This window comes from Gimesia fumaroli, from assembly GCF_007754425.1.
In the GTDB taxonomy this organism is placed as follows: domain Bacteria; phylum Planctomycetota; class Planctomycetia; order Planctomycetales; family Planctomycetaceae; genus Gimesia; species Gimesia fumaroli.
The window spans coordinates 3,937,931-3,958,243 of record NZ_CP037452.1; the positions used below are offsets into that span (position 1 = coordinate 3,937,931).

Genomic DNA, 20,313 nt, shown 5'->3' on the forward strand with positions numbered 1-20,313 from the left:
TTTCATTCCCCTCGGTTGCTGGAGGATGTTTGGGTACTGGATTGAACTTGCTGATAAGCGTCTGCTTCCGCAGAGCTGATTAATTGATCATGATCACGATCCAATAGATCAAACAAAGAAGGATCAAACAAAAATTCTCTGCGGGAGATGTCACCATCCCTGTTACGGTCCATTCTTTGAAACCAACGCGGGCCTGATACGGTACGTTGGACTGTACGATTCTGATTCATTGACATGGCATTGACCCGGGGATCAAAAACAAACAATTCCGGCTTCCCCAATTCGACTGTAATCTTAAAATGTCCACGTAGCTCAGAATGATCAAGTGACTGATCCCGATTGCCATCAAATTCCTTCACTCTTTGAAGACTCTTCTTCAGTTCACGCGGACTTAAACGACGATCCAGATCTGTATCAAGAATCTCAAATAGGGATTTGCCATCATTGTCGACCGTCATGACCACCTGATCCTGGACGGCAGCCGTGTCTTTCATCAAATATTTTGTCAACTCATCTACAGTTAACATTTCATCTTTGTTTTTGTCTACCTTTTTGTAATCAGTATCTGGTAGATTCAGTTGTGCAAATTCTGCGACGCTTAAATAACCATTTTTATCACCATCTACAACACGAAATCGTGTTTGATAGAACCTTACCGTATCTGCAAACATGTGGCGAGAACTTTTGACCCGCAACTCCAGCAATAAACTATCAATCCTGAATTCTAATTTGGAACGAGAGTTGATTTTGATATCACTGACGCGGCTGGAGTGCTTGTCCAGGATTGTCAGGCTCGGCCGAAATGACTGCTGTCGAGGCAGGGAGACTTGCAGCCGAAGATTCACGACTGGATTTTGCAAATACGCGAATAGTTCATCACGACTGAAGAAACCATCGGAATTGAGATCATCGTCTTGAATGGCAGCAAAATCAGATTCCCCCTGTCGAAAACAATCGAGAGAAATGGCATCCTTTCCCGTGTTTTGATACTCCACATACTTCTTGAAAAGTTCATCAATGGCAGCGTTGATCGAACGGTCATTGTCGAGTCGTCGAAAAGGAGTTTCAATGGATTGACGGGATACAGGTTGTGCAATCACCGCATTGGGGTCAGACATAAAAGGACGTAACTCGACAAGATTGAGAACTTCATCTTCGTCGCGATCGTACATGAACAGAGTTTTTGAACTTGTGCTGAATTCTTCATCACTCACAGAGCCATCACGATTCTGATCCAGTTTTCGAAATAACTCAATTACCTGAGAGCTCCGGGTAGGAGCACCGGCAATTCGGAAAGCAGTTCCTTGTGCTCGATGAATATACGAAGCAAATTCTCCCAGGCTCAAACAGTTATCAGCCGGAATTGTATCAAGCATTTTGAGCCGCTCGGTAGGACTTCCCTGATCAAGCAGTTTGATCCCGAAGGCGGGGACATTTTTCATTTCTTTGAGGTCGATAAAATGGTCTTGATTTCCGTCCAATGACTGAAACAGGCGTTCAATATAATCCGTTGTCGCTGTCCGAAAATCACCTCGATCGACCTGTAAAATCAATTCAATGATGAACGGGGCCGAAGGAGCCAGTAGAACCAGACGTTGTCCAGCCTGTTCTTGAGAGACTTTATGCTGTACCTCTCCCGCCAACACATGAGAACTCAGAAAAGCTCCCAACATAGATGCAGCGATCAAACAGGTTGTGCCACGATAATGCATCATTTCAATGATTCAATAAAAACTCGCTGCTGTTTAGTAACGCCCAAAAAAGATCAGAGTATGCATGGGTTCTTTCTTCAGCAGATGTTTCTGCTGAAACATAAGCTGTCAGACGTGCTGTCTCAGATTTGGTAGGAAACCGAGACAATGTCGACAGGTAAAAAGCCTCAATTTTTTTCTCAACAGAAAGTGCGGGAAATTCAACAATAGCCGTAAATACATCCGATTGTTCAATTGAAGTTGCATTCGTAATAAATCTTCCATTCATCAGTGCGAGTGCCTGTAAAATCGATGCCTTCGGCTCTAGCTGATTTTCTGAATCCGATTTGAAGAGTTCATAAAATTCGGCCTGCGGAGTATTTACTCCGGGGCCAACTAAGAGTGTATTTGTATCCGATGTTTGCTGGAAGAAACCGGTTGCCTGGACCAGATTGGCGAAGATCTGCTCAGAAGTTAAACGCCGTGTCGGCATTTTTCCATACCATTCAACACGCGACTGGCTCGGATTTGTCTGCTTGCTTGTAAGTTGATACGTCTGGCTGTTGGTGATTTCACGAATCAGATATTTTAAGTCATAGTGCTGTTCCTGGAATCGGTGGGCCAGTAGTTCCAGTAATTCAGGATGCGATGCACGATTCGTCGAGGAAAAGTCGTCAACGGGATCAACGATGCCTCGGCCAAAAAACAGACTCCAGATCCGATTTACTGATGCTTTCGCAAAATATGGATTTTGGGAAGAGACCACCCATTCAGAAAGTCTCAACCTGGGATTCACCTGCTCTTTATCCCACTCGGGCTGAATGCCATCAAGAAACGAGGCATCGACTAACCGATTTGTATCGGGAATTTTTATCTGTGGTTTTCCGACAACCTCACGAACATCAGCTGTGTTTACAGCGTTCTGCTGCCGTTGGTCAATATTCGAAAAGAATGCTGCATATTGCCAGAACTGATGCTGTTTCCAATCATCGAAGGGATGGTCATGGCATTGAGCGCATTCAATTCTGACCCCCAGAAACGCCCGTGAGGTTCCCGCAGCCAGATTTTCCGGTTTCAATTGTTTTGTTATGTAGTATGCACGGGGGGTTGGATCTTGAGCAGCAGCCGTCTGTCTGTTTCGAGCAGCAGCCAGTGGTGCATTAATAATTTTTCGGACCAGTTCATCGTAGTGCACATTCTCCTGCAATTGGGAGCGTAGCCAGGCGTCAAACTCGGGAATTTGCCCGCGCGTCTGCAGGTCCGTTGCGGCCTCCGGCAAGAGAATGTCTCGCCAGGTATTCGTAAAATGCACGATAAAGCCAGGAGTCGCTAATAAGCGATTAATTAATTTTTCCCGTTTCTGCGGATCTTGATCTGCCAGAAACAAACGTAGTTCCGCAACAGGAGGAATTTTCCCAGTCAGATCAAGGGAAATGCGTCTCATAAACTCCGCATCGGTAGAGAGAGGAGCAGAAACAACGCCTTTCCGTTTTTGTGCTTGATGAATCAAGTCGTCGATTTGATCGGAAAGGCGATCGTTCTGTGATTTAGTGGGAGAACCTGAGGCAAAAAGAGGTCCAGCAGAAATAGTAACCAGGAGCAAGGTCGAAAATGCAATGATCGCGTACCTTGAAACGCTCTTCCAAGATCGATCATGATGATGTCGGAAAACGAGCAACACTTTACGACAGTCCTTTTGATTGGCAACCAGATGTTGTTTAATAGAAATGAATACTCAGTTTAGATTGTGACGCAAGTCCTTTAAACATATAGTCAATTGTACAATCGGCAAAAATCAATACAAGGGTGATCTACAATAACAAAACGCGATATCCAGCTGTTAAAATCGAATTCCAGATCAGAATCTTGCTTTTTTCTGCATCGTTGGGGGACTTTTTTGCTAATCCGTATAAGATTAGACTCGTCAGTTCGGTGTTTTTGCGTATCTAACTTGAAATTAATCACATTTTCCCCAGAGAAGGTGCTCCTGTTGCTAAAATCAGGATCAAGTCTACGAATGAAGAAATACAAAGATGATCTCTTTGCCATTATCGGAGGCTGGAGTTGCCTTTATTTTGCGACGCTGGACAAAGATCTCGCATGGTTTTGGAAGCTCGCTGGCTATTCTTTGATCATCTGGGGAATCGTGACGTTTTGTCTGCATTTCAAAGCAGGTAAATAAGAAATGGGCAGCATTCAGATCGGTATCATTATGCTCAATTTCAACACGCTTGAGTTGAGATTTATCTGAGCATCTACAGTATATGGGAATGGTTCATGCAAAATCGAATTAATCGATTTCAATTCACTTTGTTGTTCTTGATATCTCTGCTAGCGACGGAAACAGAGATTATAGCGGGTGACTGGCCTATGTGGCGTTATGACGCCGGTCATACCGCATCCTCTCCCGATCAACTTCCTGACCAACTCCGTCCGCTTTGGTCACGCAAGTTTGGAAAACGGGAACAAGTCTGGGATGATCCTCTCAACAACGACCTGATGACCTACGACAAAATATTGGAACCGGTGGTCGTTGGAAAACGAATGTTAATCGGCTTTAACGATTCTGATAAGTTGATGGCAATCAATACTGAGGATGGAACAACCCTGTGGACGTTCTACGCAGAGGGGCCGATTCGTTTTGCCCCCGTTGTGACTCAAAATCGAGTCTATATTGTGAGCGACGATGGTTATTTGTATTGCCTGGATGTGACCAATGGAAAGCTTGTCTGGAAGTTCCGTGGTGCTCCTGCAGCCCAAAAAGCGCTGGGAAATAAACGAGTCATATCGGCCTGGCCTGCCCGTGGAGGTCCCGTCCTTTATGAAGACACTATTTATTTTGCTGCCAGTATCTGGCCATTCATGGGGACGTTCATTTACGCGCTGGATGCCGAGACCGGAAATGTGCTCTGGGTCAATGATTCCACCAGTGCCAGCTATATTAAACAACCACACAGTGCGCCCTCCTTTGCTGGAGTTGCTCCCCAAGGCACTCTGGTCGCGACCGATGAACTGTTACTGGTTCCCGGCGGCCGTTCTGTGCCTGCAGCACTGGATCGCAAGACAGGCGAATTAAAATATTTTCACTTGGGAGGAAAAGGAAACGGCGGTTCTTTTGTCATCGCTAATTCCACCGAGTTTTTCGTTCACACTCGCTATAAAGGCGTTCGTACTTACAATCTGAAGACCGGCTTGCCTACATTATTTGTCCATAATGAGCCCGTTCTGCATGACGACATTCTCTACTCGGCCATTCTCAAAAATAAACAACCTTTGCTTCAGGCTTACAACTCAAAGCATCAGGCACTCTGGTCCCTGAATGTCGATGGACAGGGCGATCTGATTCGAGCCGGCGATCGATTATATGCTGCGGGCGAAAAGACAATCTCTGCTATCACGCTTGCAACAGACAAGCCTGAAATTGCCTGGCAATTGCCTGCTGAAGGAAACATATTACGTTTGCTGGCAGCAGATGACAAATTATTCGCCGTGACATTAAATGGTGAAATCAAAGCCTTTGGCGCCTCTGGGAAGAAAGCAGCAAAGTCTAACCAGGAAAAGAAGACAGCGTTCCAATACCGTTCTGATTCCCATGCCATTCAACACACAAAGCAACTACGCGATTTGTCGCAGGCAAAGACCGGTTATGTCATCTGCTATGGAGCAGACAATAAACGGTTTTTCGATGCTCTGCTGCAAAATTCAAAACTGAGAATCATCGTTGTTGAAGAGGATGCCGAAAAAGTTCAGAAGCTCAGAACCAGATACGATGCTTTGGGAGTATACGGTTCACGTATTTCGGTTCATCAGGGAACGCCGCATTCCTATCAGCCCCCCCAGCATATCGCCAGAATTACGTTGCTTAGTCCTTCGTTTTCGCAGTCAGTCACGGTGAGTCAGATCGAACAAATCTATCGTTCTGTTCGCCCTTATGGCGGGGTTATTTGGATACCAGTCGAGAATCCAACGCAGATTGAACGTACAAAGTCGATGGTCAAACAGGCAAAACTTCCCAAGGCGAAACAGACAAAACAGTCGGATGGAATTCTGATTCAACGTGTGGGGGCATTACCCGATTCGGCCGACTGGACTCACCAGTATGGCGATATAGCCAACACGGTGAAATCGAATGACAAACGAGTCAAACTTCCCTTGGGAGTTCTCTGGTTCGGCGGAAACACACATGATGATATTCTACCTCGCCACGGTCATGGTCCCCCCGAACAAGTTATTGGCGGCAGAACCTTTCTGGAAGGCATGAACAGTCTCAGTGCACGTGATGTATATACGGGAGAAGTTCTCTGGAGAAGAGAATTTGAAGATCTGGGAACGTTTGGGATTTACTTTAATACAACTTATGAAGATACACCACTCAGTACAAAATATAACCAGAAGCATATTCCCGGTGCTAACGCACGCGGCACAAACTATATCGCAACATCCGACGAAGTCTATCTCGCCATTGGTTCCGAGTGTAATGTCTTGAATGCCTCGGATGGAACGACCAAGCAAGTGATTAAACTTCCCGATCCTCAGCAGGATTGGGCGTTTATCGCGGTGTATGATGATATTCTGCTGGCAGGGAATGGGTATGCTCATTTTGGAAAACGTGTGGATGAGAAACCGGGAAAAGATGGCCCTCAGGCAACAGACCTTTCCGCCAGTCGCGGATTGATTGCCTATGATCGCCATTCCGGCGAAGAGCTATGGCGTACTCCTGCCATTCATTCTTTCCTGCATAATGGAATTGTAGCTGGCGCGGACCGAGTCTATTGCCTGGATAAACTACCCGCAAGTGCCGAGAAGAAACTGTCCCGGCGTGGCCTGGCGGATCCAGCTCAATATCGGATCGTTTGTTTTGATATCCATACCGGGAAAGAACTCTGGTCAACCAGCGAAAGCATCTTTGGGTCCTGGTTAGGCTATTCAGAAAAACATGATCTGTTGCTTCAGGCAGGTGCGCGTGCCAAAGATCGTCTGAGCGATGAAATTGGTCAAGGCATGATTGCCTATCAGGGACAGAACGGCTCCGTCATCTGGCACAACAAAGATCGAAAATATACCGGTCCTTGTGTGATCCATAACGATCTCATTATCACATCCGCCAACTCTTACGAAGTTTCAGGCGGTGCATTTAATATTTTAGATGGTACACCCTACACAATTACAAATCCGATCACACAGCAAAAAGAAGAACTGAAATTCTCGCGTACTTATGGTTGTAATTATGTGATTGCCAGTGAGAACCTGCTGACGTTTCGCTCGGGAGCGGCCGGGTTTTATGACCTGGAATCAAAAAGCGGGACTGGTAACTTCGGGGGATTCAAATCAAGTTGTACGTCTAATCTGGTCGTGGCGAATGGTGTGCTCAATGCACCCGATTATACCCGTACCTGTAGCTGTTCCTATCAAAACCAGACGTCACTGGCACTGATCCATATGCCTGAAATTGAACTTTGGACCAATAGTCAACTGGGCACAGACTCGAAGTCATCAACGACTGTCAAGCAGGCGGGCATCAACTTTGGTGCGCCCGGCGACCGTCGTGCCCAGAATGGTACATTGTGGCTCGACTTTCCGAGTGTAGGCGGACAGTCACCAGACCTGGAAGTCAGTATTTCCAATCAGGATTATGGTCGTTTCCGGCATCATGCACTTAAGGTGATAGAGCCTCTGCCTGAGCATGGTTTGAACTGGGTTGCCGCGTCGGGAATCATCGCCCCCGGGAAAATCACGATTGCAATCAACCAGCACATAAAACAGAGTCAACCTGAAGGTATTCCGATCACCGGCGTCGAAGATGATGCGGAAGAAGATTCAAAGGGAGAAGTAAAACTGCATAGCAGTGATCTGGAACTGGGGCTGGATAAAAATGATCCACAAGTAGTCGCACTGCGATTTTCTGATATTCCATTGTCTGCATCTGACGTGTTGGAATCAGCGACGATTCAATTTACGGTTGATGAAACGGGTAAATCCGCGAGTCATTTGAAAATCGAGGCAGAAGATTCCGCGGATGCAAAACCATTTACTGAAACAAAACAAAATCTATCAGCGCGAAAGCGAACCAAAACTTTTGTCGAATGGGCTCCCCCTCCCTGGACAAAGGTGGGAGCCCATAGTTCAGAACAGACAACTCCCGATCTGACTTCGATTCTGAAAGAAATTCAGGCAAAGAAAAACTGGAAATCGGGAAATTCGATCTGTTTTCTGATTACGGGGACGGGAACCCGGATTGCAAAATCATATAAAGGAGCCAAATCGGGGTCTGCTCGACTCATCCTGAAAACGAAATCTCAAAATGAACAAGGTGAATCGCCATTAACTCAACCAAATGCAAACATTCCTCAAAATCGATATACGATCAAGCTCACGTTTACAGAGCCTGATGAACACGTCAAGCCGGGGCAGCGACAGTTTCAAGTAGCCTTGCAAGGACAAACAGTATTAGGAAACCTGGATATCGTTCAGGAAGCAGGACAGTCGATGCGCTGCCTGGTAAAAGAGTTCAAGGGGATTCCTGTCACCGATCAAATCGAACTGGAATTCAACTCCACTAAGGGAGCCAAGTATCCACCTGTCATTTCCGGTATTGAAATCATCAGTGAAAACTGAGGAGATCCTCACACTCTCGGTTCAGGATGTGACCGGAGTTTTTGATTTTTCAGAGACCCAGTCTTTCAATTGCAGTTGCACACTTTCAAAGCCGCGAAAGCGATTAATCCCCGGTGCAAAACTGATTGAAAACGGACCACCATCTTCTTCCATCTGACTGGCCCATTCCCCTTTTCCAAATGCGATCGCTCGTATTTTTGTATTGTGTTGTTGAAAGACCAGGGAAAGATGCCGCCCCCCTTCTCCCATTGTTCGCGGGGGTTCTGCCAGTTCAACACGCGTTGCCACAAATTGAGGCCGGGGATTCTCTTGGCCAAACGGCCCCAGGCAATCCAGTTCCCGCACGGATTGTTTTGTGATTTCATTCAAGCAAACTTCTGCATCAATGCGTACCTGCAGGTCATGATCAGAGGGTTGGGGCGCACTCACAGCATACTCAGCAAATGCCAGCCGAAAGTCGTTGACTTTGTCTTCTTCAATTTTGAGCCCAGCTGCAGCCTGGTGACCACCATAGCGGGTTAAATGCGCAGCACAGGATGAGAAGCCGGCATGTAGATCAAAGCCGGCAAATGACCGTGCAGACCCCTGACCGGTGCGAGAATTGGCATCCAATGCAATCAACACGGTCGGTTTTTCAAAGTGTTCTGCCACTCGATTGGCGACAATTCCGATAACTCCCGGATGCCAGTCCTGATGTGCCAGAACTAATGTTGGATGATCGTTCCATTCTTCATTCTCTTCCACCATCTCTCTGGCTTGTTTTAATATCCGGCGTTCTACAGTTCTGCGGTTTTTGTTTAATTCATCCAGATAAGCGGCTAACTGTGTAGCGCGATCCTGATTAGTTGTTGTCAACAGTTCCACAGCCAGTCGGGCCTGCCCTAGTCTTCCCGCTGCATTCAATCGGGGCGCAAGTGCGAAACCAATGTCTTCGGTATCAAGCGTTTGGCCAGATTTAATCTCTGCGACTTTCATCAACTCCAGTAATCCCATTGGAGCAAGCTCAGTAAGGGCTCCCAGTCCGTAACGGACGAGAATCCGATTCTCGCCCAGTAAAGGAACGACATCAGCAATAGTCCCAATAGCAGCCAGTCCGACGGCACATTTTAAATACTCACGCATTTTGGGGGATGCCTTCTGACCATCTCCCAATTTTTGACAAACTGCCCAGGCCAGTTTCAAGGCAACCCCTGCACCACATAGATGCGGAAATTCATAACTACTGTCTGGTAAACGCGGATGAACCAGGCAATCCGCATCCGGAAGTTCGTCCCCCATCTGATGATGGTCGGTAATAATCAGCTCCAGGCCTAATTCTTTGGCAAGTGCCGCCTCTTTCACACTGGTGATTCCACAATCCACGGTGATCAGTAATCGCTGGGGATCCTCTTCGTATAACTTTTGGACGGCGTCACAGTTTAAACCATAACCATCATCCAGACGATTGGGGATAAAGTAGTCACACTGCCCATTCGCCAGAGTGATACATTGGAGTAAAATGCTGGTGGCGGTCATGCCGTCGACGTCGTAGTCGCCGTAGATGGTAATACGTCGCTTTGCATTGATCGCTGCGATGACTCGATCGGCAGCATCATCGACGCCTGGCATGGAACAGGGATCCAGAAGCTCACTCATACGGGCATCAATAAAACTCCGTGCAGATAATGCGTCCCGAAGCCCTCGTGCGATCAGGACCTGAGCCAGAAGCGGTGAGATGCGCATTTCAGAACTGAGGCCGCGTATTTGAGATTCATCGTGGGGAGCAAATCGCCATTTTTGAGTCATCCGTGCTCTCGATCAGATTCGGAAGGTTTGAATTGAGCTAAATCGTGTTAAATAATTAAAACAGAGTTGAGCCTGACTGTCAAAAGTTCTGGATTACCTAAATGTACAAAATGAAAGACTCAACCCGATTTCCCACGAAAACGAACCTGATCTCTCCGTGAAATGTCACCTCAAACAGCGTGATCGTTGTATAATCGCTCTAACCGACCTGATCATAAGCAGAGCATCCAGAGATATCGGCTACGGGACTTGTCTGTGCTTCACTTCGAGACTAGACTGTATGCTTCTATCGCTTTACACGGTACTTAGATTTCTGATTGAATTACAAATTAAGGTTTTGGGATGAAACACGTTCTTTCTGCTCTGGTAATGAACCAACCGGGTGTCTTGGCCCATATTTCGGGTATGCTTGCTTCGCGCGCCTTCAACATTGAAAGCCTGGCTGTCGGCGAAACCGAAGAACCTGAATTCTCCCGAATTACCTTTGTCGTAGGGGATTACAACAAACTGGATCAAGTCAGAAAGCAACTGGAAAAGTTGGTCACCGTTGTGAAAGTGGTCGACTTCTCAGGCCAGGATTTTGTTGAACGCGACTTAATGCTGATGAAAGTCACGACTCCCGGAAAAACACGATCAGAAATTCGTGAATTAGTCGAAATTTTCCGTGCGAAAATCGTTGACGTGAGCTCTGAAAACGTGATGATCGAGATCTCCGGTCAGGAATCCAAAATCAATTCATTTATTGACGTAATGAGACCTTTTGGGATTCTGGAGATCGTACGTACAGGAAGGATCGCGTTACTACGCTCAGAAACAGTGAAAGCAGACGTGAATACAGAGTCTGTGGAAACTGTGAAATAATTCCGCTAGAACGAACAGCAAAAAACTGAATCATGGCTGTTTTGTTCTCCCTGAGCAGGAAGTTGCTTCGTAAGTTCACATTGAAACAACTGATGGCTGCTCAAGTTCTAACGTTCTAATAGAAGCAGATCAGGTTCTACTTCTTTCAGCCTTACATCAAAACAAGAGATCAGGATTATGGCAGTTACAATTTATTATGATGATGATGCAGATTTGTCTTTGTTGAAAGACAAGACGATCGCGATTCTTGGCTACGGAAGCCAGGGACACGCGCAAGCTCAAAACCTTCGCGACAGTGGCTGCAATGTCATTATTGGACAACGCAAAGGTAGTGAAAATTACGATTTGGCTGTCAGCCACGGATTTGAGCCTGTCTCGATTGCTGAAGCAACAAAACAAGGTGACCTGATCAACATCCTACTGCCTGATGAAGTTCAGGGAGACCTTTACAAAAGCGAAATTCTTCCGAACTTGAGCAAAGGAAATCTTCTATTATGCTCACACGGGTTTAATATTCACTTCAATCAGGTTGTTCCTCCAGCAGGAGTCGATGCAGCTCTGGTTGCCCCCAAAGGCCCTGGACACCTTGTGCGTAGCGAATACGTTAAAGGTGGCGGTGTTCCTTCGCTGATCGCTTTAGTCGATGGAGCTGCAGAAAGCACTCGTCAACTGGCGTTAGCGTATGCCAAAGGGATCGGCGGAACCCGCGGCGGAGTGATTGAAACCTCGTTTGCCGAAGAAACAGAAACAGACCTGTTTGGCGAGCAGGTTGTGCTTTGTGGTGGAGTCAGCGAGTTAGTGAAAGCGGGCTACGACACACTGGTTGAAGCTGGATACCAGCCTGAAATGGCTTATTTCGAGTGTATGCATGAATTAAAACTGATCGTCGACCTTTTCTATGAAGGCGGCTTAAACTACATGCGTTACAGTGTTTCTAACACTGCTGAGTACGGCGATTACTCCAGCGGACCTCGGATCATCACTGATGAAACTCGCAAAGAAATGAAGAAGATCCTGACTGAAATCCAGACAGGCGAATTTGCGAGAAACTGGTTACTGGAAAATAAAGCCAATCAGGCCTCATTCAAAGCAATCCGTCGCTTGAATCGCCAGCATCCAATTGAAACTGTTGGGAAAGAATTACGACGTATGATGAGCTGGATCGATTCAAAAGAAGTCTAATTCGATTCGACTACTTTGCACATAAGCATAAACGCGGCAAAAACTTACCATTGTTTTTGCCGCGTTTTTTATGGCACACCGATTCTCTGCTAATGAGTGAACTTTTTTGGGATGCGATAACAAATCTGGTACCACTTGTCTTTCAGGGTGAGCAGTCATATAAAATGAGAGAGATTATTACTCCGTCCGATTGGAATTGAAGCTATGCCATCATCGTCACTCCCCCTGCACTCACAGCATCAGCGAACTTATCATGATAATAAGTTTGTCTATCCGGTACTGTCTCGACGTAGCAAGGGTATTTCGATTGGCGTTAATTTGAATCCGGACAAGATCTGCAATTTCGACTGTATTTATTGTCAGGTCGATCGCAGGGAAGAATCCGAAACCCGCTTTGTTGGGCTCGATCAGCTTTTAAATGAGTTGGATCATATGCTGAAATTTGTGCTTAGCGGCGAAATCTATCAAGATGCGAAATTCTCTGAGGTGCCTCAGAAACTCAGACGCTTAAACGATATTGCTTTTTCTGGTGATGGAGAGCCTACAACATACCGCAATTTTGACCAGATTGCCCAAAAAGTTGCCGAATTAAAACAGAAACATCAGGCTGGCCAGGTCAAAATGGTCTTAATTACCAATGCGAGCATGCTGCATCGAGATAGTACTCAGGCTGCGTTAAAAGTCTTCGACGAAAATCAGGGAGAGATCTGGGCTAAATTGGATGCCGGAACAGAAAGCTATTTTAAAACCGTCGATCGTACCAAAATTCGTTTTGGACATATTCTGGATAACATAGTTCTTGCAGCCAGACAGCGACCAATTGTGATCCAAAGCCTGTTTATGCTAATCAATCAGAAGCCACCAAAGGAATCTGAGATCGACGCTTATTGTGTACGATTGAACGAGGTGCTCAATTCCGGTGGCGAAATCAAGTTGGTTCAGGTTTATACCATCGCACGCAGAACAACCGAAGACTATGTATCTTCGCTCAGTTCAGCACAAGTCGATCAGATTGCTCGCAAGGTGGAAGAACAGACGAACCTCAAGACCGAGGTTTTCTACGGAAACGCCGACTGACAGAAAAGCGCACTCTGTCAGTCATCTGGCGTTGCGAGCGCATTTTCCTTACTCGTCGAGCTGAACTGGTTCCAAGTCTTTCGTATTCCGCTCAATGGCCAGCACAATCGTCTGTTGACGCCGTTTATTAGACGATGTATTGACTGCGGGAATCACCTGTCGTCCATTTGGCAGACTTAAGCGAAGTGCAAACCGACCTTCTTTACTGACGGGAATTTTTTCACCGAGTATTGTCACTTCAGATTGTGGATCAGAACTACCATGAATCAGCAATTCGGTTTCCACGTGGAATTCTTTTTTGGTCTTTTTATTTCGAGATCCGTTTGAATCTCCATTCGCATCAAGCGTCAGAGGAAGTGCAAGACGAGAAACCGGGGTTCCACCGTTTTCAGAACGAGAGGTGTAACGCCTTGACCGTGTAGCCGAATAGTTACTGTCAAGAGCACGCTTGGTTTTTCCCCCTTTTTCACATACCTCAGGCATTGGAGGGGTCAGTTTATGGGAATAAACCAAGCCAAAAAACTTGTTCTGCGGAGTGACAAAACCAAGCTGCAGCTTATAAGAGCGGGCAGGTTGATCGATTTGTACGTACCACAGCCCAGAATCAATTTTGATCTCTACGTCTTTGACGTAGGCTTTGCTTGTTCGGCTGTTTTCATTCGTCGTAATATCGTAGACCCGAATCACTGGAACTGCTTGATACCAGTAGGCACCCAATGCTGCTTTAGCACGGTCCAGACTCCCTTGGGTAATCATCCAGGTGGCTAGTAACCAGTGGGAATCTTTCACCTGAGCGGTTAGTTTCGTCTCAGTTGATTCTGTCGTCGGGTGGAGTTTTTCGCTATGAGAACTCTGCCCATTTGATTTCAACAATTTTTGAATCCGAGCCTGATGGTCGGTCGGTGTCATATTGGACGAAGTCTGTGAAGGGAAAGCTGGGACAGCAGCAGGATTGGGAGTCCCAGGAGATGAAGACGACTTTTTGTTTTTAGCAGATACAGAATTCTTACGTTTAGGCTTTGATTTCGCCATCTTGATTTTTGCGATGGCTTTAACCAACTCCTGCTTTCTCATGCCATGCCAACCGGCAATTCCATGAGACTTTGCTGTAGCTGCTAAATCACGACGAGTTTGGCTCTCGAGGGACTTCAGAATGGTTGGGGACATTAGGAATGGCTCCCAGATATCAATCAAGACAATGGTCGGTGTCTCAATAATGCCTTAGTCTTCCATGACATTCAGGATAAGTTTTAGCACATCTGCCCCGTTCCAACACATATAACTGATCGCAGAAAACTGAACTCCTTTATTTCACACGATCATAATGCAGTGAACAATATGTAAACGTCAAATCAATATTTCGACCAGGACGCTACTCTCCCCAGAACAGAAAGCCACTAGTTTTAATTCTCATATTCAGGAACCGACGCTGGTAATAAAAAACCAGAGACTGTCATTCCCTTCATGAAATATACACATTCAAACAGGTGCTTTTCGCTGGCTCAGCATCACTGGCTGTGTGCCCTAAACAGCTTCGGCCCTGAGACCCATACTCCCTAGCAAAGGCTCTGACATATGAATCATTTTTGAAACGTGAAACTACTTTTACCATGAGATGAAACAAAAATCAACTATTGCGGCGTTCTGATTTCATCCAATACACACCACGCAATGTCTCATCTCCTTACTGTTATTGCGCTTATAATTTTAGCCTCATCAAAATTTCATTGAACTCTTCTGGATGGATCAAAACGGCAATTATCGAAAAGCGGTCAGTATCAAATGTGGTTTTGCTACTGACCACTTAGAATCTGGTTTATTCCATTCAAACATAAAGTGATCCCGTTTTATTCTCTACCACTTACCCTTGAACGGATTTCTTAACACAAATAGGACATGAACCTACTGAATTTCATTTTTGAGAATAATTGGTTTCGCCTGATTCGAACGGTAGATACTTTGACTCTTTATTAAGTTGTCTTTACAGTCTCCTGCAGCTTTGTTTGATTTTAGTCATGCAGGCTATTGTTTTGTGTTGTTGCTTACTCACTGAAAGCATCTGTCATGCTGCGACCTGATCGGCGGAGTCAATCATCGCTTGTCGAAGCCCATCGTTGGGTAAGCCGTTTGACAACCGTCAGTCTTGAAATGGCACTCCCCGCTTTTTTAGGGCACTGGCTCGATGGAAAATGGGGTACCTCACCTTGGCTGACTGCTCTGGGCGCTGTACTCGGATTTGCTGTCGGTATGACACATTTACTGCGAATGGCTAAAGATGCAGAGCTCAAGCAACGAAAGAAAATAGATCAACCATCAAAAAACGCTGAAAAGCTTCATGATGACATTGAGTAAGTAGATCTAAGAAATTAGTTCAGGTTGAGTTGCCTCAGTTGTTTGTCCCGGATTCAATAAATAAAACCGTTTCGATACCATGCTTACTACCTCGCATTCACAAAGCAAAAATCCCCTTAAGCAATGTGTCATTCTCACAAGTGCTCTGCTGGGGTTATTTCTGATTCTTTGTGTTCCTGCGTATTTAACAGCGGGAAAGACCTCTGTTGAAGGCCTGGTTTATTCGGCTCTACTCTGTTTAATACCAGGGCTCATTATCCTTCTGATGACTGGATACTTCTTTCGAGAAGCGCCTCCGGCATCAGTCATGGCCATATCAACTTTGACACGAATCATGATCGCTGGAGTGGGGGCTTTAATCATTTTCAACATTCGTCCCGACTTTGGGTTAGCTAATTTTTCGATTTGGTTATTGATTTGCTACTTTGCCTCTCTATTGGTTGAAACCTTGTTGATCATTCGGTAATCTGCCGAAGCTGTTTGTAGTTAACGATGTATTGATTAGAAACAATTTTGAATCGAGCTTAAAAAATGGCCGCCGGTCACGCTGATAAATTTCATCATGTTCGCGATTTCCCGCATTTCGAACTTCCTGGTCAATTCCACTTGGAATTGCCAGAGTTATTCGGGTTTCAGGTTTCGAAGTTCATGTTATTGCAGCTGGTGGCAGTCGTCTTCCTTTTTCTCGTCTTTCGTGGGTTAGCCAGACGGGCAGCTGGCGGACAGGTTGTGACAGGACGCTGGTGGAACTTTTGGGAATCAATTGTCATTTACATGCGAGACGAAGTTGTTCGGCCAACGATTGGCGAAGGTCATCATCATGATGACGATCATAGCCATGATCACCACCAGGAACAAAAAGTAGGACATCCTGCTGACAAATATCTGCCGTTTGTTCTCTCTTGCTTCTTTTATGTCTTGATCTGCAATTTATTAGGTGTTTTTCCTTGGTTAGGGTCCGCAACCGGTGAATTGAATGTAACGATCGCACTGGCATTCACTACTTTTTGTGCTGTTGTCTTTTTTGGATCTAAAGAGCAAGGTCCTGTTCAATTCTGGTTATCACTGGCTCCTCCAATGGAATTGCCTCTGGCATTGAAACTGGTCCTTGTGCCAATGATCTGGCTCATTGAGCTTGCTGGTTTTTTAATTAAACATGCTGTGTTGGCAATTCGTTTATTTGCCAACATTATGGCAGGTCATACCGTGATCGCAGTCTTTCTGGGATTCATCGCGATGACTGCTGACTCCGGAATGTGGGCCATCGTGATGCCATCCAGTATCATTGCCCAGATTTTGGTTGGCTTGCTGGAACTCTTTGTCGCGTTCCTGCAGGCATATGTATTTGCGTTTCTTGCAACTCTGTTTATTGGTGCTGCTGTCAACCCTCACTAGAGAAACAGCCAGTATCGTATCAGACTTGCTTAGTATATTTTGTTTGAGTGTTCCTCGTTGAGAAAGGTCAGGGGATAATAACAATGATCCATGCTTTACGGATTATCTACATGACATGCGTTGTTGTATTGGCCACAGCTATTCCTGCAATGGCACAAGAAGCACCTGCTGCTGATGCTGAAGCCGCGGTTCAAGAAACTACAAATGCGCTTCCTTTGGGGGCCATCGGTGCTGGTATCGCAATTATCGGCGCTGGTTTCGGTATTGGTAAAATTGGTGCCTCTGCAGTAGAAGCCATTGCACGTCAACCAGAAGCAGGCGGTGCAATTCAGACTGCAATGATTATTGCGGCAGCGTTGATCGAAGGTGCAACATTCTTTGCACTTATTATCTGCCTCGGTAAATAGTGTGGGTGTGCTTCTCTAAGAAGCCTTCACATACTATGAGTTCGAATTTCATTCCAGTTATTCTGATTACGATGTGAGAATATTTGATCATGTTTAAAAGTCTTTTTACAAGCCGATGCATCATCATGCTGATTATTTTCAGTGGTATGATCTTGGGAAGTGGGCTGATTGGTTCCGAAGCATCCTTGTATGCTGCTGACGGCGCTGCACACCCTGAAGGGGCGCCATTGCAGTGGAAAACCGACTTGGCATTATGGTCATTTATTGTTTTCATTGTATTTGTGATTGTTCTCAAATCAGTTGCCTGGGGCCCTCTAATCAAAGCTCTTGACGAGCGGGAATTAAGAGTCGTCACTGCAATTGAGGAAGCAGAATCGAAACAAAAAGAATCAGAAGAACTGGTCAAAGAGCACACTCGTAAAATTGAGGCTGCTCAGGATGAAATTCAGGCGATGATGGTGGAAGCCCGTTCTGATGCAGATCGGATCCGGCAAGACATTCTCGAACAGGCTCGTACTGAAGCAGAGTCCATTAAGGCCCATGCCATTGACGAAATTGATCGAGCTCGTGAGCTTGCCTTGAAAGATCTGTTTGACCAGATGAACGGGCGGGTTGTCGATGCTACAGAGCATGTCCTGGGACGCGCTCTTAATGAATCAGACCGCGAACGACTGATTGAAGAGGCTTTGTCTCAGATTTCCAGCAGTTCAAATTAATTTAAGATACGACATTTATTCAAACGCAAGTTGTCAAGTTTGAGTTATTTATCCTTTAGCTGTGAGTTGTGATCCGCGTGAACGATCAGAATAAAGTAAAGACTCATATTCCAAGCGTAATGGAAGACCCCGGTGCAACATCAATTGCCAAGGTTTATGCCAAAGCGTTTCTTGGTGCGGTTAAGGAATCTGAAAAAGATTCTGCCATCGATGAGTTTAACGAATTTCTGAATGTTGCTATCAGTCAGAACCCAGTCTTTGGTGCGATGCTGATATCAAAATCACTTAACAAAGAAGAGTCGTTAAGCTTGATTGACCGAGTCGTAGCCCCCCATGCTTCAGAAGTACTTACGAATTTTCTGAGGGTTCTGGTGGAGCATGAAAGACTGGGGCTGCTGGAACAGATCTTCTCACAGATCACAACACTGCGAGATGCAGAAACCGGTAAAAAAGCGGTTGTTGTACGGTCTGCTTTTGAGCTTTCGGATAATACTTTAACAAGCATTAAACAGCGTTTGAGTGACACACTGGGCTTTTCTCCAGTAATTGAAACATCGATAGACCAGTCTGTTATAGGTGGTCTGGTTATTCAAGTTGATGACACAGTATATGATGGTTCTCTTCGGACTCGTTTGAAACAATTACGAGGACGGTTGAGCAATAGGAGCATTCATGAAATTCAAAGCGGACGAGATCGCTTCAGTCATCCAAAAGGAAATTGAAGACTTTCGCGGCGAAATTGAAACCAGTGAAGTAGGACGAGTCCTTGAAGTCGGCGATGGTATCGCACGTGTTTACGGACTTTCTTCTGCCATGTCTGGTGAAATGGTCGAGTTTTCCAACGGAGTTCGCGGTCAGGTGTTCAACCTGGAAGAAAACTCTGTTGGTATCATTATCTTTGGTGATTACTTAGCAATCGCTGAAGGGGATGAGGTTCGCAGCACGGGTACCCTGCTTTCAATACCTGTTGGTGATGAATTGCTGGGTCGAGTTGTCGATCCACTGGGGGTCCCCCTGGATGGAAAAGGCCCGATTGTAGCAACGGAATCCAGACCTCTGGAGGTTGCCGCTCCCGGTGTTGCCGCCAGACAACCCGTGACTCAACCTATGGCGACCGGTATCAAGGCGATCGACGCTATGACGCCCGTTGGTCGAGGCCAGCGTGAATTGATCATTGGTGACCGTAAAACGGGTAAGACCGCGATCGCCATTGATACGATTCTGAACCAGAAAGGCAAAGACGTCATCTGTGTTTATGTTGGCTGTGGTCAGCGTGCCGCCACGATCGCAGGTGTTGTCAATCAGCTTACAGAACATGGCGCAATGGATTACACCGTTGTCGTCAGTGCTTCTGCCAGTGACCCTGCCCCACTCCAATACATTGCCCCTTATGCTGGTGCTGCTATTGCAGAGCACTATATGTATCAGGGTAAACACACATTGGTCGTTTATGATGACCTTTCTAAACAGGCACAAGCTTATCGTCAGTTGTCATTGTTGATGCGACGACCTCCCGGACGTGAAGCATATCCTGGAGACGTATTTTACTGTCACAGTCGACTCTTGGAGCGTTCTGCCCGTTTGAGTGACGAACTCGGTGGCGGTTCCATGACGGCCCTTCCCATCATTGAAACGCTGGAAGGGGAAGTCTCAGCTTATATTCCAACGAACGTGATTTCCATTACTGACGGCCAGATTTATCTGGAACCGGATCTGTTCTTCGCCGGTATTCGACCTGCGATTAACGTGGGGATCAGTGTTTCACGCGTCGGTGGTAATGCTCAGACCAAAGCGACCAAAAGTGTTTCCGGTAGTTTGCGTTTGGACCTGGCGGCCTTCCGTGAACTGGAAGCGTTCGCTCAAATGGGTACCGAACTGGATAAAGCGACTCAAGCACAGCTTGATCGTGGGTATCGAATGGTTGAATTACTTAAACAGCCTCAATTCAATCCGATGCCTATGGCAGATCAGGTAGTTAGCCTCTATGCCGGAACCAAAGGTTTCTTTGACTCAGTGCCCATTCCACAGGTTCAGGAAGCTGAAACAGAAATGTTACAGTTTATCCATGATCAATATCCGGAAATCACTGACAAAATTACAGAAACCGGTAAACTGGAAGCCGATACCATCGAACAATTAACGTCTGTACTGAAAACATTCGTCGATCAGTATCTGCGAAAACATGCGTAATTGATTTTTTTGTTTGAATAGCTAATCGAAAACAGGTTCAGG

Annotated in this window: 15 protein-coding genes; 11 read left to right on the plus strand and 4 right to left on the minus strand. The window is 45.9% G+C overall.

Features of this window, described 5'->3' with window-relative positions:
- Nucleotides 1-2: 2 nt before the first annotated feature.
- Nucleotides 3-1,715 (minus strand): EF-hand domain-containing protein, encoded by a 1,713-nt coding sequence (locus Enr17x_RS15110; RefSeq protein WP_145310089.1) that lies wholly within the window; start codon nt 1,713-1,715, stop codon nt 3-5.
- Between the two features lies 1 nt (nt 1,716).
- Complete coding sequence (locus Enr17x_RS15115) at nt 1,717-3,372, minus strand: DUF1549 and DUF1553 domain-containing protein (protein ID WP_232100736.1); 1,656 nt, start codon at nt 3,370-3,372, stop codon at nt 1,717-1,719.
- 336 nt (nt 3,373-3,708) lie between these two features.
- Here Enr17x_RS15115 and Enr17x_RS29640 point away from each other — a divergent pair, with 336 nt between their 5' ends.
- Together Enr17x_RS29640 and Enr17x_RS15120 are read left to right on the plus strand one after the other, a co-directional pair.
- A complete protein-coding gene (locus tag Enr17x_RS29640) occupies nt 3,709-3,873 on the plus strand; it encodes a hypothetical protein (RefSeq protein WP_198000586.1) in 165 nt (54 codons plus the stop codon).
- Between the two features lie 95 nt (nt 3,874-3,968).
- Nucleotides 3,969-8,306: an outer membrane protein assembly factor BamB family protein gene (locus tag Enr17x_RS15120; RefSeq protein WP_145310093.1), complete on the plus strand. Its 4,338-nt coding sequence runs from the start codon at nt 3,969-3,971 to the stop codon at nt 8,304-8,306.
- A 21-nt stretch (nt 8,307-8,327) separates the two neighbouring features.
- Here Enr17x_RS15120 and recJ read toward each other — a convergent pair whose 3' ends face one another.
- Nucleotides 8,328-10,091 carry a single-stranded-DNA-specific exonuclease RecJ gene (recJ, locus tag Enr17x_RS15125; RefSeq protein WP_145310095.1) on the minus strand — a complete coding sequence of 588 codons (1,764 nt, stop codon included), beginning with the start codon at nt 10,089-10,091 and terminating at the stop codon, nt 8,328-8,330.
- Nucleotides 10,092-10,433: 342 nt separating this feature from the next.
- Between recJ and ilvN the strand changes: the two genes are divergently transcribed.
- The 3 genes from ilvN (at nt 10,434) to Enr17x_RS15140 (ending at nt 13,211) form a co-directional block, all read left to right on the plus strand.
- Nucleotides 10,434-10,952: an acetolactate synthase small subunit gene (gene ilvN / locus Enr17x_RS15130; RefSeq protein WP_145310097.1), complete on the plus strand. Its 519-nt coding sequence runs from the start codon at nt 10,434-10,436 to the stop codon at nt 10,950-10,952.
- A 177-nt stretch (nt 10,953-11,129) separates the two neighbouring features.
- The gene (gene ilvC, locus Enr17x_RS15135; RefSeq protein ID WP_145310099.1) at nt 11,130-12,134 is read left to right on the plus strand and encodes a ketol-acid reductoisomerase; all 1,005 of its coding nucleotides are present in this window, start codon (nt 11,130-11,132) and stop codon (nt 12,132-12,134) included.
- Nucleotides 12,135-12,338: 204 nt separating this feature from the next.
- Nucleotides 12,339-13,211: a radical SAM protein gene (locus Enr17x_RS15140; protein WP_145310101.1), complete on the plus strand. Its 873-nt coding sequence runs from the start codon at nt 12,339-12,341 to the stop codon at nt 13,209-13,211.
- Between the two features lie 48 nt (nt 13,212-13,259).
- On the opposite strand, the gene Enr17x_RS15145 is transcribed toward Enr17x_RS15140, so the two are convergent.
- Nucleotides 13,260-14,378, minus strand: coding sequence for a DUF4912 domain-containing protein (locus tag Enr17x_RS15145; protein WP_145310103.1), 1,119 nt, complete (start codon nt 14,376-14,378; stop codon nt 13,260-13,262).
- Between the two features lie 897 nt (nt 14,379-15,275).
- Here Enr17x_RS15145 and Enr17x_RS15150 point away from each other — a divergent pair.
- The 6 genes from Enr17x_RS15150 (at nt 15,276) to atpA (ending at nt 20,271) form a co-directional block, all read left to right on the plus strand.
- Entirely contained in the window at nt 15,276-15,563 is a 288-nt protein-coding gene (locus Enr17x_RS15150) for an AtpZ/AtpI family protein (protein WP_145310105.1), read from the plus strand.
- Between the two features lie 531 nt (nt 15,564-16,094).
- Nucleotides 16,095-16,958, plus strand: coding sequence for a F0F1 ATP synthase subunit A (gene atpB, locus Enr17x_RS15155; protein ID WP_145310107.1), 864 nt, complete (start codon nt 16,095-16,097; stop codon nt 16,956-16,958).
- An 83-nt stretch (nt 16,959-17,041) separates the two neighbouring features.
- Complete coding sequence (locus Enr17x_RS30395) at nt 17,042-17,365, plus strand: ATP synthase F0 subunit C (RefSeq protein ID WP_198000587.1); 324 nt, start codon at nt 17,042-17,044, stop codon at nt 17,363-17,365.
- A gap of 89 nt (nt 17,366-17,454) precedes the next feature.
- Complete coding sequence (gene atpF / locus Enr17x_RS15165; RefSeq protein WP_145310109.1) at nt 17,455-18,081, plus strand: F0F1 ATP synthase subunit B; 627 nt, start codon at nt 17,455-17,457, stop codon at nt 18,079-18,081.
- Nucleotides 18,082-18,158: 77 nt separating this feature from the next.
- Nucleotides 18,159-18,803 carry an ATP synthase F1 subunit delta gene (atpH, locus tag Enr17x_RS15170; protein ID WP_145310111.1) on the plus strand — a complete coding sequence of 215 codons (645 nt, stop codon included), beginning with the start codon at nt 18,159-18,161 and terminating at the stop codon, nt 18,801-18,803.
- Entirely contained in the window at nt 18,754-20,271 is a 1,518-nt protein-coding gene (gene atpA, locus Enr17x_RS15175; protein ID WP_145310113.1) for a F0F1 ATP synthase subunit alpha, read from the plus strand. Before atpH ends, atpA begins: the two co-directional genes overlap by 50 nt.
- Nucleotides 20,272-20,313 lie beyond the last annotated feature (42 nt).

Coding starts and splice junctions, on each gene's coding strand:
- Enr17x_RS15110 (WP_145310089.1), bottom strand. CDS start 1,715: ATGATGCATTATCGTGGCACAACCTGTTTGATCGCTGCATCTATGTTG.
- Enr17x_RS29640 (WP_198000586.1), top strand. CDS start 3,709: ATGAAGAAATACAAAGATGATCTCTTTGCCATTATCGGAGGCTGGAGT.
- Enr17x_RS15120 (WP_145310093.1), top strand. CDS start 3,969: ATGCAAAATCGAATTAATCGATTTCAATTCACTTTGTTGTTCTTGATA.
- recJ (WP_145310095.1), bottom strand. CDS start 10,091: ATGACTCAAAAATGGCGATTTGCTCCCCACGATGAATCTCAAATACGC.
- ilvN (WP_145310097.1), top strand. CDS start 10,434: ATGAAACACGTTCTTTCTGCTCTGGTAATGAACCAACCGGGTGTCTTG.
- ilvC (WP_145310099.1), top strand. CDS start 11,130: ATGGCAGTTACAATTTATTATGATGATGATGCAGATTTGTCTTTGTTG.
- Enr17x_RS15140 (WP_145310101.1), top strand. CDS start 12,339: ATGCCATCATCGTCACTCCCCCTGCACTCACAGCATCAGCGAACTTAT.
- Enr17x_RS15145 (WP_145310103.1), bottom strand. CDS start 14,378: ATGTCCCCAACCATTCTGAAGTCCCTCGAGAGCCAAACTCGTCGTGAT.
- Enr17x_RS15150 (WP_145310105.1), top strand. CDS start 15,276: ATGCTGCGACCTGATCGGCGGAGTCAATCATCGCTTGTCGAAGCCCAT.
- atpB (WP_145310107.1), top strand. CDS start 16,095: ATGGCCGCCGGTCACGCTGATAAATTTCATCATGTTCGCGATTTCCCG.
- Enr17x_RS30395 (WP_198000587.1), top strand. CDS start 17,042: ATGATCCATGCTTTACGGATTATCTACATGACATGCGTTGTTGTATTG.
- atpF (WP_145310109.1), top strand. CDS start 17,455: ATGTTTAAAAGTCTTTTTACAAGCCGATGCATCATCATGCTGATTATT.
- atpA (WP_145310113.1), top strand. CDS start 18,754: ATGAAATTCAAAGCGGACGAGATCGCTTCAGTCATCCAAAAGGAAATT.